At 39.7% G+C, this 14,296-nt stretch carries 9 protein-coding genes; all 9 read left to right on the top strand.

The window, feature by feature from the left end:
• Positions 1–105 precede the first annotated feature (105 nt).
• The 9 genes from ACFSBH_RS17220 to ACFSBH_RS17180 all read left to right on the top strand — a co-directional run bounded on the left by ACFSBH_RS17220 (position 106) and on the right by ACFSBH_RS17180 (position 14,160).
• Positions 106–900, top strand: coding sequence for an ABC transporter permease (locus ACFSBH_RS17220; protein WP_379598797.1), 795 nt, complete (start codon positions 106–108; stop codon positions 898–900).
• Between the two features lie 126 nt (positions 901–1,026).
• Positions 1,027–2,595 carry an ABC transporter ATP-binding protein gene (locus ACFSBH_RS17215; protein WP_379598795.1) on the top strand — a complete coding sequence of 523 codons (1,569 nt, stop codon included), beginning with the start codon at positions 1,027–1,029 and terminating at the stop codon, positions 2,593–2,595.
• Between the two features lie 38 nt (positions 2,596–2,633).
• A complete protein-coding gene (locus ACFSBH_RS17210) occupies positions 2,634–4,562 on the top strand; it encodes a glycosyltransferase family 2 protein (protein ID WP_379598793.1) in 1,929 nt (642 codons plus the stop codon).
• On the top strand, positions 4,559–6,742 hold the full coding sequence (locus tag ACFSBH_RS17205) for a glycosyltransferase family 2 protein (RefSeq protein ID WP_379598791.1): 2,184 nt from the start codon (positions 4,559–4,561) through the stop codon (positions 6,740–6,742). Before ACFSBH_RS17210 ends, ACFSBH_RS17205 begins: the two co-directional genes overlap by 4 nt.
• Positions 6,739–8,148, top strand: coding sequence for an ATP-grasp fold amidoligase family protein (locus tag ACFSBH_RS17200; protein WP_379598789.1), 1,410 nt, complete (start codon positions 6,739–6,741; stop codon positions 8,146–8,148). The genes ACFSBH_RS17205 and ACFSBH_RS17200 overlap by 4 nt, the downstream gene beginning before the upstream one ends.
• A gap of 28 nt (positions 8,149–8,176) precedes the next feature.
• Positions 8,177–9,799, top strand: coding sequence for an acylphosphatase (locus tag ACFSBH_RS17195; RefSeq protein WP_379598787.1), 1,623 nt, complete (start codon positions 8,177–8,179; stop codon positions 9,797–9,799).
• Positions 9,800–9,829: 30 nt separating this feature from the next.
• Positions 9,830–11,470 carry an acylphosphatase gene (locus ACFSBH_RS17190; RefSeq protein WP_379598785.1) on the top strand — a complete coding sequence of 547 codons (1,641 nt, stop codon included), beginning with the start codon at positions 9,830–9,832 and terminating at the stop codon, positions 11,468–11,470.
• Positions 11,471–11,497: 27 nt separating this feature from the next.
• Positions 11,498–12,553, top strand: coding sequence for a CapA family protein (locus tag ACFSBH_RS17185; RefSeq protein ID WP_379598783.1), 1,056 nt, complete (start codon positions 11,498–11,500; stop codon positions 12,551–12,553).
• Between the two features lie 35 nt (positions 12,554–12,588).
• Positions 12,589–14,160, top strand: coding sequence for an ATP-binding protein (locus ACFSBH_RS17180; RefSeq protein WP_379598781.1), 1,572 nt, complete (start codon positions 12,589–12,591; stop codon positions 14,158–14,160).
• Positions 14,161–14,296 lie beyond the last annotated feature (136 nt).

Here is a 14,296-nt window from a genome sequence, read left to right as displayed (position 1 = left end):
ATTGACGTGCGATTTAGAGACTTGCAGACGTGGGTTTAGGCCGCCCTGCGAAAGTCTTTTCATTATTTATAAAACGTTTTTAATTAGTAGGCGGTGTCTTATTAAATGAAAAGTTATATTCAGGAAATGCTGAAGCGGAAGGACTTACTATATTATTTAGTAAAATCCGGGCTGAAAGCAGAACATAGAAATAGTTATTTAGGATATTTTTGGTGGTTACTCGATCCGTTACTGAACGTGTTAGTCTACTACTTCTTAGTTGTTATCGTTCTTGACAGGGGTGGGGAAAACTATCCACTATTCTTAGTCATTGGTCTCGTTGTATGGCGTTGGATCAGTACAACCATCAATTCTTCGTCTAAATCGATCTTGCGCTATAGCTCAATAATTAATCAAGTTTCCTTACCAAAAGCTTTATTTCCATTATCCTTTACGGTAACCCAACTATTCAACTTTGCTTTTGGATTGGTTGTAATGGCCGGCTTTCTTTTGATATATGGAATAATGCCTACTTGGTATATACTCTATCTACCATTAATTATCGTTATGCAGTTGACCGTACATATCGCCCTTGGCCTCGTACTCGGCTACATTACGATTTTTGTGCGAGATATTGAAAACTTGATGACCTATATTACACGAATTTTCTTCTATGCCTCACCAATTATTTGGGAAGGTGGGCGTTTAATTAGAAGTGGTAAGATGCCGGACTGGTTAACACCATTAATTGAATATAACCCGGTTGCCATTTTAGTTACGGCATATAGAGATATTCTGATGTATCATCAGCCGCCAAACCTGGTCGGCCTTGGGGTATTGTTTGCCATTTCAATTGTTGTCGTAATTTATATGTTACGTTATTACAGTCAGAATGAGCATAAAATTATTAAAGCTTTGTAACATGAAGTTTCATTCAGCTGAGCTCATTTAATCCTTCGCTGAATGTGAATGGTGTGTATTCAGGATTATTGGCATGGTGATGTCGGTAATCTTGCGAATAAAGTCAAGCTTAAATGAGGGAAAATCATGCAAGAGCAAACAAAACAACAAAAACAGGAAACAACGGAAGAAGTGATCGTTTCAAAGGATATTGGTGTATACTTTGACGATCGTTCCTATCAGGACGATTTGAAGTCCCGTGTTTTCCGTATATTTAAAAGACGTGAGAAACAAAAGAAAAGAGAGAAAGTGTGGCCGCTGAAATCAATTGATTTCACTGGCCACCAAGGTGAGATACTCGGGATTATCGGCTCCAATGGAGCAGGTAAAACGACTTTGAGTAAAATCATTGCCGGAATTTTAAAAGAGGATAAAGGTACAATGCATGTCGATGGTAAAGTGACAGCATTGTTCTCATTTGGTATGGGTTTTAATAAAGAGCTCACCGGAAGAGAAAATATCTATCTAAATGGAATGATGCTCGGCATCGACAAAGCATTGATCGATAAATATATCGAAGACATCAAAGACTTTGCAGATATCGGGGACTTTATCGACCAACCAATGAAATACTATTCCAGCGGGATGAAGGCAAGACTTGGATTTAGTGTTGCTTCCCATTTAGAACCAGAAGTACTCATTTTAGATGAAGCATTAAACACAGGGGATGCCCGTTTCAGCCGTAAAGCTGCGGAAAAAATGAAAGAACTTGTAAAGCAGGCAAAAATGGTTATCATCGTTACCCACAGCTTGAGATATGCTCAACGAAACTGTAATCGAATCATGTGGATTGCGAATGGTAAGGTGCATGAAATTGGGGATCCGAAAGAAGTTATTGCGAATTACCGGAAATCCGTGCCCGCACCAAAACCAAGAAAACGAAGCCTCGAACTAAATAAAACAGAAGCCGACATTAAAGATCGTGTCATTGTCAAAGCGGAGGACGTCGGTGTTTCCTTTGAATTAAATACAGGAACGTTTTGGGCCCTTCGTAACTTGAACTTTGAAATTAAAGAAGGGGAAGTCGTTGGAATCATTGGCCATAATGGAGCAGGTAAATCAACGCTCTGTAAAGTGTTGACCAACATTCTGAAACCTGATGAGGGAGAAATCGATGTAAAAGGTGAAACATCCTCCTTATTAGGTTACGGTACAGGTTTCAATGGTCAGTTATCAGGGACCGATAATATTTACTTGAATGCTATGCTCCTCGGTATTCCGAAAAAACGGGTCATGGAGAAATATGATGAAATTGTAGAATTCTCCGGACTAAGAAAAGCGATTGATAAACCGGTGAAGGAATATTCCTCAGGAATGAAATCCCGACTTGGTTTCAGTATCGCAGCTATTTTGAAGCCAGACATTTTTATTGTGGATGAAGCTCTCTCGACAGGAGATATTGCCTTCCAGCAAAAAGCAAGTGAACGAATTCAAGAGATGATGTCTCATGCGAAGGCGGTAATTATTGTTTCCCACAGTATGAACTTTGTAGAGAAAGTGTGTACAAGAGGAATTTGGATGGAACGTGGACAAATCCGCTTTGATGGAACGGCTGAAGAAGCGGTTGCTGCATATCGGGAATCCCTTGGCATAAAGAAAAAAGTGAACAATAGAAAACGCGTCGTTCAACGCAAACAAGTACAACAGGAACAATAAAAATCGCATCCTCATCGAATGAGCTTGGTGGTGACAGAATGAAACAAACAATCAAGAAAATAGTCCTTGGACCGGTTGACTGGTTCACATATACGCTATTGTCCGAGAAGCAGCGGAAGGCCATCGGGGACATGTTTTCGGATGATCAGAAAAAGAAAATCCAAAAGGTTTTATCAGGTAAGAAGCAAGCGGAAAGACAAAAACTCAAGAAAATAAAATACCATCTATATAATTTAGGTTTTACCGAGCAAGCACAAAAAGATTTGGAGAATTATTTCGAGCATGCAAAAGATGCAGACTTGAAACGTCAAGCTGCTTGGGAACTTGTGCTTTGGCATGCCAATCAAAATACAACAGAAGGAGCTACCGAGGCTCTTAATTATATTGAAGCTGCAAGAGCAGGCGTCAGCGATACCGATCATTTGAGACGGATAGCGATTTTGGAAGCTGAGTGTTTACATCATACGAATCAAACGGCAAAAGCAAGACAAGTTATTGATGTGATGCTTCAACAACAAAAACACGTCGACCTTTATTTTGCGGCTGCGAATCTAACAGATTCTATCGAGGAACGCTTAAAACTTGTTAATCAAGTGATGGAAGACTATGAGTTAGCACCGATACGCTTTAAAGAGACAGGTGAAGCTCCGATATATGATGATCTAGAAACAGAAGCTATTGACCGGAAAGTGGACGGACCAAAGGTTACGGTCATCCTGCCTGCCTTTAAAGCAGAAGACGGAGTCCAAGTAGCAATCGAGTCGATACTTTCCCAAACATGGCAAAATATCGAACTGCTAGCTGTAGATGATTGCAGTCCGGATAATACTGCAGCTGTAATTAAAGCGTACGCTGAAAAAGATCCACGAGTCAAACTGTTGAAGACACCTGAAAATAGTGGTCCGTACGTAGCAAGAAATATCGCTTTACAGCAAGCCACTGGAGAATTCGTCACAATCAATGATGCGGATGACTGGTCCCATGCGGAAAAAATTGAGCGGCAAGTGAAGCATTTGATGGACAATCCGTCTGTCATTGCAAATACTTCGGAGCATGCCCGCTTAACCGAAGATCTGACATTCTATCGACGCGGAACACCGGGTAAATATATTTTCCCGAATATGTCGTCCATCATGTTCCGTCGCCAACCTGTTTTAGACAAAGTCGGATTCTGGGATAGTGTACGCTTTGCAGCCGATGGAGAATTTAAACGAAGACTCATCAAAGTGTTTGGGAAAAATAACTACGTCGACTTGAAAAGCGGACCGTTATCACTGCCAAGGCAATCCGTCACCTCTTTAACTGCGAGCTCAGCTTTTGGTTATAACGGCTTTTTCATGGGAGTGAGAAAAGAGTATGTCGAAGCGTTCAGCTATCATCATGCGCAAGCTGATTCTCTTCGTTATCCTTATCCGATGGAAAAACGACTGTATCAAGTACCTGAACCGATGTGGCCGAAGCGGGAGGAAAAAGTCGATGGTAAACGTCTTTTCGAGGTCATTATCGCTACCGATTTTCGTGTTATTTCCGAGGAAAACCTGCAGTTTATAACACAACGGCTGGAAACAACAAACGACAGAATTGGATTACTGCAAATCAACCAATATGGCGTAGAACCGGATAAAAACATGCCATCCTCCATTAGGGAGCTGTTGGACGGAGACCGCCTGCAAGTTGTAGTTTTTGGAGAAAAATTACAAGCAGACGAGGTCATTATTTTCCATCCTACAGTATTAGCTGAATATCAGCGTTATGTAGCTGAAGTGGATACGAAGCAACTCCATGTAGTTATCGATCAAATACCAGAACCAGCTTACTTGGAAAACATCCGGACTTATTTTAACCAAGATGGTACATGGTATCCAGAGTCAGAAAAAGTGAAAGAAAGATTACAAGAGCATCCTGAATTAAGAGACATGATTCACTTTGAATCAGTGGTCTGGAAGGAAAAGTTGGGTGTTAGATGAATAAGGAAACGAACCATCTTCAGATAAATGATGAACAGAATCCATTAATCTCCCAATTGGACGAGTTGGAAAACCAATTGGCGGAGAAACAAGAAAAGCGTAAGGAAGTACTTGCAGAGCTTGAAAGTTATGAAGCGGAATTCGCTGAAAGGGAAAAGATCATCGAGTCTCTGAGAAACATAAAGCGGAAGCTCCGAGCGAGTATTCGAACGGTCCCGGCTTATTTACTCGGTCGAAGGAATATCAAGCAACTGTACAGTAAAGCCTATAAACAAAAAGCTGCAGAAAATAAGTTGAGAAGCTATAAAAAATATTTATATGACTTAGGGTTTGAGGAACGGGCTCTTGCTGATTTGCGGGAGCTGTTCTTTCATACCGAAGACCGTTATATGAAGCAAGCTCTTGCTTGGGAACTCGGATTGTATTATGCGAATAAGCTTGATCCCCGGAAAGCAGGAATTGCACTTAAATTCTTGAACGTCACGGCAGAGGGAAGCAGCGACAACGAAGAAAGACGGAGAAAAATAAAAATTTTGCAGGCAGAATGTCTCGTGTTACTCGGCAAACATAAGGAAGCAAAGCAGCTCCTCTCTGAACTGCTTGAAGTGGATACACATGCAGATATCTACGTTGCAATGGCGAATGTGGAAGCTACACCATTGGAGCGTTTATCCTGGGTGAATCGAGCACTTCGTCACTATAATTTACAAGAAATCCAGCTCACTTCCGATGAAGGAAGAGATGCCTATTATAGATTGACAACTGACCCGATTCAGGAAAAACAGGTGACAACGGGACCGAAAGTTTCGGTCATTATCCCTGCTTATAATGCTGAATCGGGAATTCGTGTAGCAATCGATTCTTTGCTGAATCAAACATGGCAAAACCTCGAACTAATTGTTGTGGATGATTGCAGTACAGATTCTACCCGGGAAGTTGTAGCGGAATATACCGCTAAAAATGAGCGGGTCAAGCTGCTCTCGACACCGACAAACAGTGGACCTTATATCGCAAGAAACATAGGGTTGAAAGAAGCAACCGGAGAATTCGTCACGATAAATGATGCAGATGATTGGTCGCATCCGGAAAAAATTCAAAAACAAGTAGAGCATTTAATTCAGCATGAAGAAGTGATGGCGAACACATCAGCTCATGCTAGGTTAACAGAAGACTTAAAACCGTACAGGCGCAGTATGCCAGGGAAGTATATTTTCTCCAATATGTCTTCACTGATGTTCCGAAGAGAAGCCGTACTAGAGAAGGTCGGCTATTGGGATCGTGTCCGTTTTGCTGCTGATAGCGAATTTAAAAATCGACTCATCGCAGTGTTTGGGAAACAAGCGATTGTTGATCTAAACAACGGTCCATTATCGTTCCCAATGCAATCATCCAATTCGCTTACGGCAAACTCTAAATTTGGTTACAACGGTTTCCTTATGGGAGTTCGCAAAGAATATAGAGAAAGCTATGGTTATTATCATAAACATACAGATTCCTTATATATGCCATTCCATCCTGATGAACGACATTTCCCTGTACCTGAACCGATGTTGCCGGATCGGGTGGCAAAAGGAAGTGTACGAAATCTCGATGTCGTATTTATTGCCGATTACCGGGAGAAAGTCCCTCCATTTATCGTCATGCATCTAGAAACCTTGAAGGAAATGGGAATGAACATTGGACTTATCCAAATGGGTTCCTACCAATTAAAGAAAAAGCAAACGATGGACCCGGCAATCCGTAGTTTAATTGATGGAAAACACATTCAAATGCTCGTTTATGGGGAGAATATCAACTGCAATCTGTTGTTTATCCATAACCCTGGAGTGTTTGCTGATAATCAAAAATACGTTCCTGAACTGAAAGCCAAAGTAGTTCGTGTCATCCTTACCGAACTACCTTCAGAGAGCGTTGGCAGTAAAAAAGTAGAACACTTTAACTTAAGAGAATGTTCCCGTCGAATTGATGATTGGATTAAGGTGAAATCCAAATGGTATCCGATCGATGAAGCATTACGAGAAAACTTACTGGAGAACCATCGCAGGGAATTAAGATCCATCCCGTTATCGACGATGAATTGGTTAACGGAAACGAAAGATAAATCATCCTTCAACGAGCAAATTGAACATTTACTCGTTGAAGAAAATCCATTCCGTATAGAAGAGGGGGGAGTAGAATGAGCGAGAATAAAGAAATAGAACAAAATCTAGAAGAATCTGATCCGCTTTTAGAAAATGAAGCCGTCTTAAGGCGGATGATGAAAGTGGAAGCGGAAATCAAGCGGGCTGAAGCTGACATCAAAGCGAGTGAAAAGAAAATCCAACAAATTAAGCAGAGCAACACTTGGAAACGAACCGGAAAGGCTCGAAAGCTGTTTTCCCGAACTCGTCCCCCTCATAAAGAACTGACGGAGCTGGAAAAAGAAGTGATTTCCCTTCAAGACGAGATTCATACACTCTCCGACACGTTAGAAAGCTTAAAATTGCAGCAAGAGCAATTTAATTATAATCGAATTTGGCGAATGGTAAGGGAAATGAAAGATGAGGGCGACATTGTCGATTCACTGGAAAAGATGATAAGCCAGAAGCAAATCGAGGATGCGAATTATACGCATGTCATCCATTCTGCTGCGAGATTATTTATGAAAGATAAAGAAGCATATCGTAAACTCGTTTATCCAAAACTATTTGAAGGATTGAAAATAGAAGATATTCCGGAGTTTATGGTACGCTCTGGCTTTTCCGAGGACCAGATTCCTCTGGAACAAGCTGCATCTTTCCGGGCGAGTCTCACGATGCGGATGCGCGAACATCAACTGAGAGGAACATTGCCTGAAATGGTCCTCGATGATAAGCAAACAGCTTACCAATTCGCAAAAAACTTGGACGTACGAACACCAGAGATATCCGTCCGTACATACACATTCGACGAGATTCCAGAACAAAGCGGCATAGCCATCAAACCAGTTGACGGAGCCGGAGCGCGTGGTGTATATCTCGTTTATGAGAATGATGATATAATAGACATCAAACAGTCGAAAGAAATCGCGAATTGGCAAGTTTTGCGAAAAGATATGGAAAGAGATCTGATTGCTGGCCGTGTACTTCAAGATGAATGGTTCACGGAAGAGTTGATTTTAGAAGATAAGAATACAAAAACTCCTGCCAGGGATATTAAGTTTTATTGTTTTTATGGAAAAGTAGGTTTAATCCTCGAAATTGTCCGTTATCCAGAACTTAAATATTGCTGGTGGACTGCTAGTGGAGAGCGTGTCGCTACAGGCAAATATGGGGAGAGCTTATTTAAAGGTAAGGGTGTCAGCCAGGATGAATTGGAATTGGCTAAAGCGATTAGTTTAGAAATCCCTGCCCCGTTTATAAGGATAGATTTCTTACGTTCCGATACAGGACTTGTATTTGGAGAATTTACACCAAAACCAGGAAATTACGATGAGTTTGATACACCAACCGACAAGTGGCTCGGAGACTATTTTCTCGACGCCCAAGGCAGGTTGACAGCAGATTTATTAAACGGAAAACAATTTTTACATTTCAAGAACTTAACATCGGGCGGTTCTATCGATTGAAATGGTGTATGAATTAGGAGGAAATTTAATGGAAGAGAATCGTGCAGAGTGGTTGCCACATCTAACGGGTGAAATTGTTTCAGATGCACATGGGAATTTTTTAGATGCTTATGTTGTAGCTTTGGAAGGCTGGAGAAGAGGATTAACTCTTAGATGGCATGTAAAGGACTCTGAGAAGTTCAAAGAAATGCGCACTTGGTCGGTCGATCAGCCAGGCCAACTGTTTTCGTTAAGCTCCGAGGAACGCACCCATTATTTCTTTAGAACCCGTGGAGATAAAGTTACAAATGAAGCAGTCGATATCGGCAGAGATAAAGAGAAGACAAAGCAAGTGTTAATGAGTAAAGGCATCACCATGCCAGAAGGAAAAGAGTTTTCTGAGGAGGCTTCCAATGAAGAGGTATTGGAGTATGCAGCGAAACTCGGCTTCCCAGTCGTTGTAAAACCTACAAACGGCAGCTTCGGGAAAGGTGTATTTACAAATATAACAAGTGCGGGTGAATTAGAACATACCCTTGATTTTATAAGAAAAGATTTGAACTACCCTGAAATTATTGTAGAACATTACATACCAGGAAAAGAATATCGACTTTATGTTGTTGATCACGAAGTTGTTGGAGCGATGAATCGGATTCCGGCAAACGTGACAGGGGATGGCATCAACTCTATTCAAGCGTTGATTGAGATAAAAAATCGTGAAAGAAGTTTAAATCCACGTCTCATCAGTTGTCCAATTCTCGTGAATAAGGAAGTAGAGGACTTTATCGCACGGAAGGGTTACACACTAGACACTGTTCCAGATAAAGGGGAATATGTCCCACTATTGGATAAGACAAATATATCAATCGGTGGGGATCCAATTGATGTGTTTGATACGATTCCAGAGTATGTGAAGGAAGCTGCAGTGAAGGCGTTACATGCGATACCAGGTCTTGAGCATGGAGCGGTTGATCTGATTGTTCATGAGAATACAGAAGAAGTTTATATCATCGAGTTGAACCCAACCGCGAATCTTGGTGGGCTACTGTTTCCGATTGAAGGGAAATCAAGAGATATTCCTAAAGCGATTATTGATTATTACTTCCCGGAAACGAGCAGTAAAAATACAGATCAAATCAACACGTATTTTGATTACCATGATGTGCTTGAACCACTGCAAGCGAAAGATGCGTATTCAACGACAGTAACACCATGTCCACAGGAAAGACTTTATACGAAAAAGTATACCGTTAGTGGAAATGTGTTAGATATCGGTTACCATCGCGGTTTGCGAAAACAAGCTTTTGAACGATTCTTGCACGGTTATATCATGACTCTTGAAGAAGGCGATATTGAAATCGTCGTTGGTGGAACAGATCCAGAAATGGTGGATGACTTTAAAAACGCAATTTGGGAAGACGAAGAGCGTGGTCAAGTTTATGAAGTCCAAGTACAAGAAACAGATCAGCCAATTAAAGTTGGATTCGAAATCAAAACAGATCTAAAGACACAGATAGAAGAATTGGAAATGTACAGACAAGAACTGGAAACAATACAGTATGAATTGAAAAAGTTAGAGTTAGAACGGAGAAAATACCATAACAGTTTATCCTGGAAGGTGACAGCGCCAGTTCGTTTAGTTGGATCAGTCAAGAAAATGTTTCGGAATTAAACGGATCAGCAAAGTAGGAGGAAAAATAAAATGAAAGAATCACAGCTTGGCATTAGCTTACCACAGTTAACAAACGATATTGTAAGGAATGCCAGAAAGACTAGACTTGATGCTTTTGCAGTGGCGCTGGAAGGTTGGCGAAGAGGCTTAAAATTAAAATGGTATACAAAGGATTCGGAGCATTACAAGAATATGATCATCTTTGGAGTTAACCCTCCTGGGCGATTGTTTTCATTAAGTTCCGATACGAAAACTCATTATTTCTTTAGGACACGAGGAGACTTGGTCTCCAATGAAGCGGTAGAAATCGGTTCTGAAAAAGATGATACGAAGATTATTCTTGAGAAGGCAGGGGTACCTGTACCTAAAGGGAGAGGATTCGCCCCGGATGCAACAAATGAAGAAATCCTTGAATATGGTAAGAACTTAGGTTACCCGCTCGTACTTAAGCCAACGAATGCAAGTCTCGGTAATGGAGTAGTCACTAATATCCGTAGTGATGAACAGTTACATAAAGCGTTGCATTATGTACGTCACGAGCTAGATTATGATGAAGTAATCGTTGAACAGTTTATAAAGGGTCAAGAATACCGTTTCTATGTCGTAGATGATAAAGTCATCGCCGTCTATAACCGTATCCCGGCTAATATTACAGGTGATGGCGTACACACGATAGAGGAACTGATTGCTTTAAAAAACCATGTCAGAAAACAAAATGCCCGCTTGAATAGTTGTTTGATCCATATGGATGTTGAGATATTAGATTTTATTAAAGAAGCAGGCTATACATTAGAAAGCATCCCGAAAAAGGGAGAACTCATCTACTTAAGAGAAAAAACAAACGTTTCATCTGGTGGAGACCCGATTGACGTAACGGATACCATTGGCGATGAATACAAACAAATTGCCGTAGATGCATTAAAAGCTATTCCAGGATTTATCCACGGTGGTGTAGATATCATTATCAATGAAGATAATGAAATTGATGTTCCAGCGGTTGTCCTTGAATTGAATCCGACGGCACAAATTGGCGGAGCACTCTTCCCAATTGAAGGAAAAGCAAGGGACATCCCTGGAGCAATCATTGACTATTATTTCCCGGAAACAAAAGGTATCTCTACGGAAAAATCCAAAATTTATTTCGATCTAATTAATGTGTTAGAACCATTAGAAAACCGTGCAGCTCTTGAAGTAGAGGTAGCTCCGGCACCACAGGGCCAATTGTATATGAGAAAGTACACGGTATATGGAGATGTGCAACGCTACAATTACCATAAATGGTTAAAGCAACAAGCTCTTAACCAAGGTCTGCATGGTTATATAAAAAGTAAGGTCTTTGATGAAATAGAAATTGTAGTCGCCGGAACAGACCTAGAAAAAGTATTCGGCTTTAGAAAAGTGATTAAAGGATACAGCCGTGGCTCTCAGATTGTGAAGATTGAAGCTGAGGATTATGAAGATCCGGTAACGGTCGGCTTTGAAATTGCCGAACAGTATAATTCATCCAGTGTGAAATCTGTCCAGCACGCTCTACGTAAAATGGATAAAGATTTACAACGCTTAAGAAAGCAGAAGTTACGGGCAGAGAAGGATATTCAACATATCTTGAATAGCTCTTCTTGGAAAATGACAGAACCTGTTAGGAATATTAAGAAAAAGATAAAAAACTAATTAGGTGATAGGAAGGAGGAATTTCATTTGTTTCTATCTAAAGCGACAAATAGTTTTACTCTTTCTGCAGTAGGAGATATTCTACTGCACGGCAGAGTATACGGGGGACTGAAAAAAAAGTCAGGGTATGACTTTATGAATCAGTTAATAAACATTGAACCTCTAGTTGGTAAAACAGACATAACTATCGGTAATCTTGAATCCATTATCGCTGGAAATGATATAGGCCTCTCATCATTTCCACGTTTTAATGGTCCTAAAGAGATAGGGTACACGCTCAAAGAACTTGGATTTGATTTGGTGACACTTGCAAATAACCATGTTCTTGATAGAGGTGCAGAAGGTTTAATCAAATCAATTGCTAACCTAAAAGAGATTGGTTTGGAATATGACGGTGCCTTTGACTCGGAGGAAGATCAAAAACGACTTAGAATAAAGAAAATAAATGGTTTGAATGTATGTTTTCTATCTTATACTAACTCTACAAATGGGATTAAAATTCCGGAGGACAAACCATACTTGGTTAATTCGCTCAAGCAAAAGAGCTTGCTTAGACTTACCAAGGATATTCGGGAAATTAAAAATCAAAAGCTTGCTGATGTGGTTATTTTAAGTTTGCATTTTGGAAGTGAGTATCACTTGTACCCCACTTCGAGACAGAAAGAAATGTGTGCTTCATTAGCAGATGCTGGGGCAGATGTTATTATTGGTCACCACCCCCATGTCTTACAACCGCCTGAATGGATTGAAACATCGAGAGGCAATAAAACATTTGTTGCCTATTCCTTAGGAAATTTCTTCTCAGGACAAAATGGCCTTTATAGACAAATTGGGGCTGTGTTATCACTTAAAATTTCAAAGCCTGATAAAAATTACAGCTACATAAAGGTAGAAGATCCACAATACCGGTTAACCTTTGTGGAAAGGGAAAAGAAAATGAGATATGTTAACAACATATTTGATGAATATATTAAAGAAAACCGGTTTATAGAAATGGAAGAAGGTAAATTTGAGTCTAAAGAAGTGTACGAATCAGTAAAGAGTAGATTACGTACTTACATCCCGGATTTAAACGTACAGTAAGACATAATACATGTTAAATATAAGGTAGTGTTTATATGGAAAAACGTTGGTTATCTCATTTAGAAGGATGTCTGCCAACTGAAGCGCGTGGTTATCCAGTAAGTATGTATTCCATCGCGCTAGAAGGATGGAGAAGGGGACTCTCCGTTAAATTTGAGAACAACAATAGAGTAAGATCTGTTATTAGGTACTCTCTTTCTGATGGAGTAAAAACCCATTATTTCATGGGCTCTAGAGGGGACCTTGTAACCAAAGAAGCGATGAGAATTACTGGAGATAAGTCCTTAACAAAAAAATATCTAGCTGAAGCTGGAGTAATGATAGCTCAAGGACAAGTATTTGATGAAAACGTTGATGATGATACGATTATTGATTATGCAGTCGAATTAGGTTTCCCAGTAGTGATAAAACCTATTTCTGCAGCAGGTGGCCGTGGAGTAATAGCAAATATAAAAGATAAAGATGGCTTTCTTGAAGCTGTGAAATATGTTAGAAACGATTTGAATTATAAAGAAGTGATAGTCGAGAAACATGTGGATGGACTAGATTATCGAGTGTACGTTGTAGGAAATAAAGTAATTGGTGCAATTAATCGTATTCCAGCAAATGTCATGGGTGATGGCAAAAAAACGATCAATCAATTACTGCAGGAAAAGAATAAGGAAAAGAAAAAAAATCCTGCACTAACAGACAGTCCAATTAAAAAAGATGATGAAATGATGTCGCTCTTAAAGGAGCAAGGTTATACTTTAGACAGTGTTCCCCCAAAAGGGAAACGTGTTTATTTAAAGAGTAAAAGTAATATCTCTGCAGGTGGAGAACCGATTGATGCGACAGATCAGCTAACAGAAGAAGTGAAAAAGAATGCAATAAAAGCTGTTAATGCAATTCCTGGGCTTGCACAAAGTGGGGTAGACATTCTTTGGGATTCAGCTACTAATGATATGGCTGTAATTGAGCTGAATAATATACCGAGTATAAGAACCCATCTATTCCCATTGGAAGGACAAGCGAGAGATGTTCCAAAAGCAATAGTTGATCATTATTTCCCTAATTCAGAAGCAAATCATCGTTCTCCCTTATATTACTTTGACATAGGTGATATTTTTAGAGGCTTTACAAATAATGAGCTGAAAGAGGTTGCTATTCCTAACCATCCAAAAGGAGAGTTAATTAGCAAGCATTTAGTCGTGAGTAATGTAAAGAACAGGGCCTTATTTATGAAGAAAAACTTTAAATTAGCTAAAAGTCTCCTCTTAAATGGTTTTATTAATAGTTTAAATAAAAACAAGGTGGAAATTTTAGTATCTGGACAAATAGATAAGGTCAATAATTATATCGATACTATAACTGCAAGTAAAACTGTAAAAGTAAAAGAGTCTAATTGGGACAAACCGGTTAAACTCGGATTTGAGAGACTCAAAAAAGAGAGCTCTAAAACTTCTTCCAAAAAGAAAAGCATTAGTTCTTCCAGTGATATTGAAATATTGAGGAAGGAATTTAAAAGATTAGAGAAAGAAAGAGATTTTTATAAGAAGAAGTACCACAGTGTAAGTAATAGTAAGGTTTGGCGATTAGCTAATGTCTTACGGAAAATAAAATCTTAATGAAAAAAACGAACTGTTTTAACGCAGTTCGTGGGAGTGTAAAATAAACTGTGTAAGTGAGAGAGCGTACGGCTCTTGCTTCGCAGTTTATTTTTTTATTGTTAGAATAAACATATAAGATTGGGAGGTTATTCTA

This window comes from Oceanobacillus luteolus (assembly GCF_042678205.1).
In the GTDB taxonomy this organism is placed as follows: domain Bacteria; phylum Bacillota; class Bacilli; order Bacillales; family Amphibacillaceae; genus Oceanobacillus; species Oceanobacillus luteolus.
The sequence above is the reverse complement of the archived record's forward strand: the minus strand, read 5'-3'. Positions and strand labels throughout refer to the sequence as shown.

Coding starts and splice junctions, on each gene's coding strand:
- ACFSBH_RS17220 (WP_379598797.1), top strand. CDS start 106: ATGAAAAGTTATATTCAGGAAATGCTGAAGCGGAAGGACTTACTATAT.
- ACFSBH_RS17215 (WP_379598795.1), top strand. CDS start 1,027: ATGCAAGAGCAAACAAAACAACAAAAACAGGAAACAACGGAAGAAGTG.
- ACFSBH_RS17210 (WP_379598793.1), top strand. CDS start 2,634: ATGAAACAAACAATCAAGAAAATAGTCCTTGGACCGGTTGACTGGTTC.
- ACFSBH_RS17205 (WP_379598791.1), top strand. CDS start 4,559: ATGAATAAGGAAACGAACCATCTTCAGATAAATGATGAACAGAATCCA.
- ACFSBH_RS17200 (WP_379598789.1), top strand. CDS start 6,739: ATGAGCGAGAATAAAGAAATAGAACAAAATCTAGAAGAATCTGATCCG.
- ACFSBH_RS17195 (WP_379598787.1), top strand. CDS start 8,177: ATGGAAGAGAATCGTGCAGAGTGGTTGCCACATCTAACGGGTGAAATT.
- ACFSBH_RS17190 (WP_379598785.1), top strand. CDS start 9,830: ATGAAAGAATCACAGCTTGGCATTAGCTTACCACAGTTAACAAACGAT.
- ACFSBH_RS17180 (WP_379598781.1), top strand. CDS start 12,589: ATGGAAAAACGTTGGTTATCTCATTTAGAAGGATGTCTGCCAACTGAA.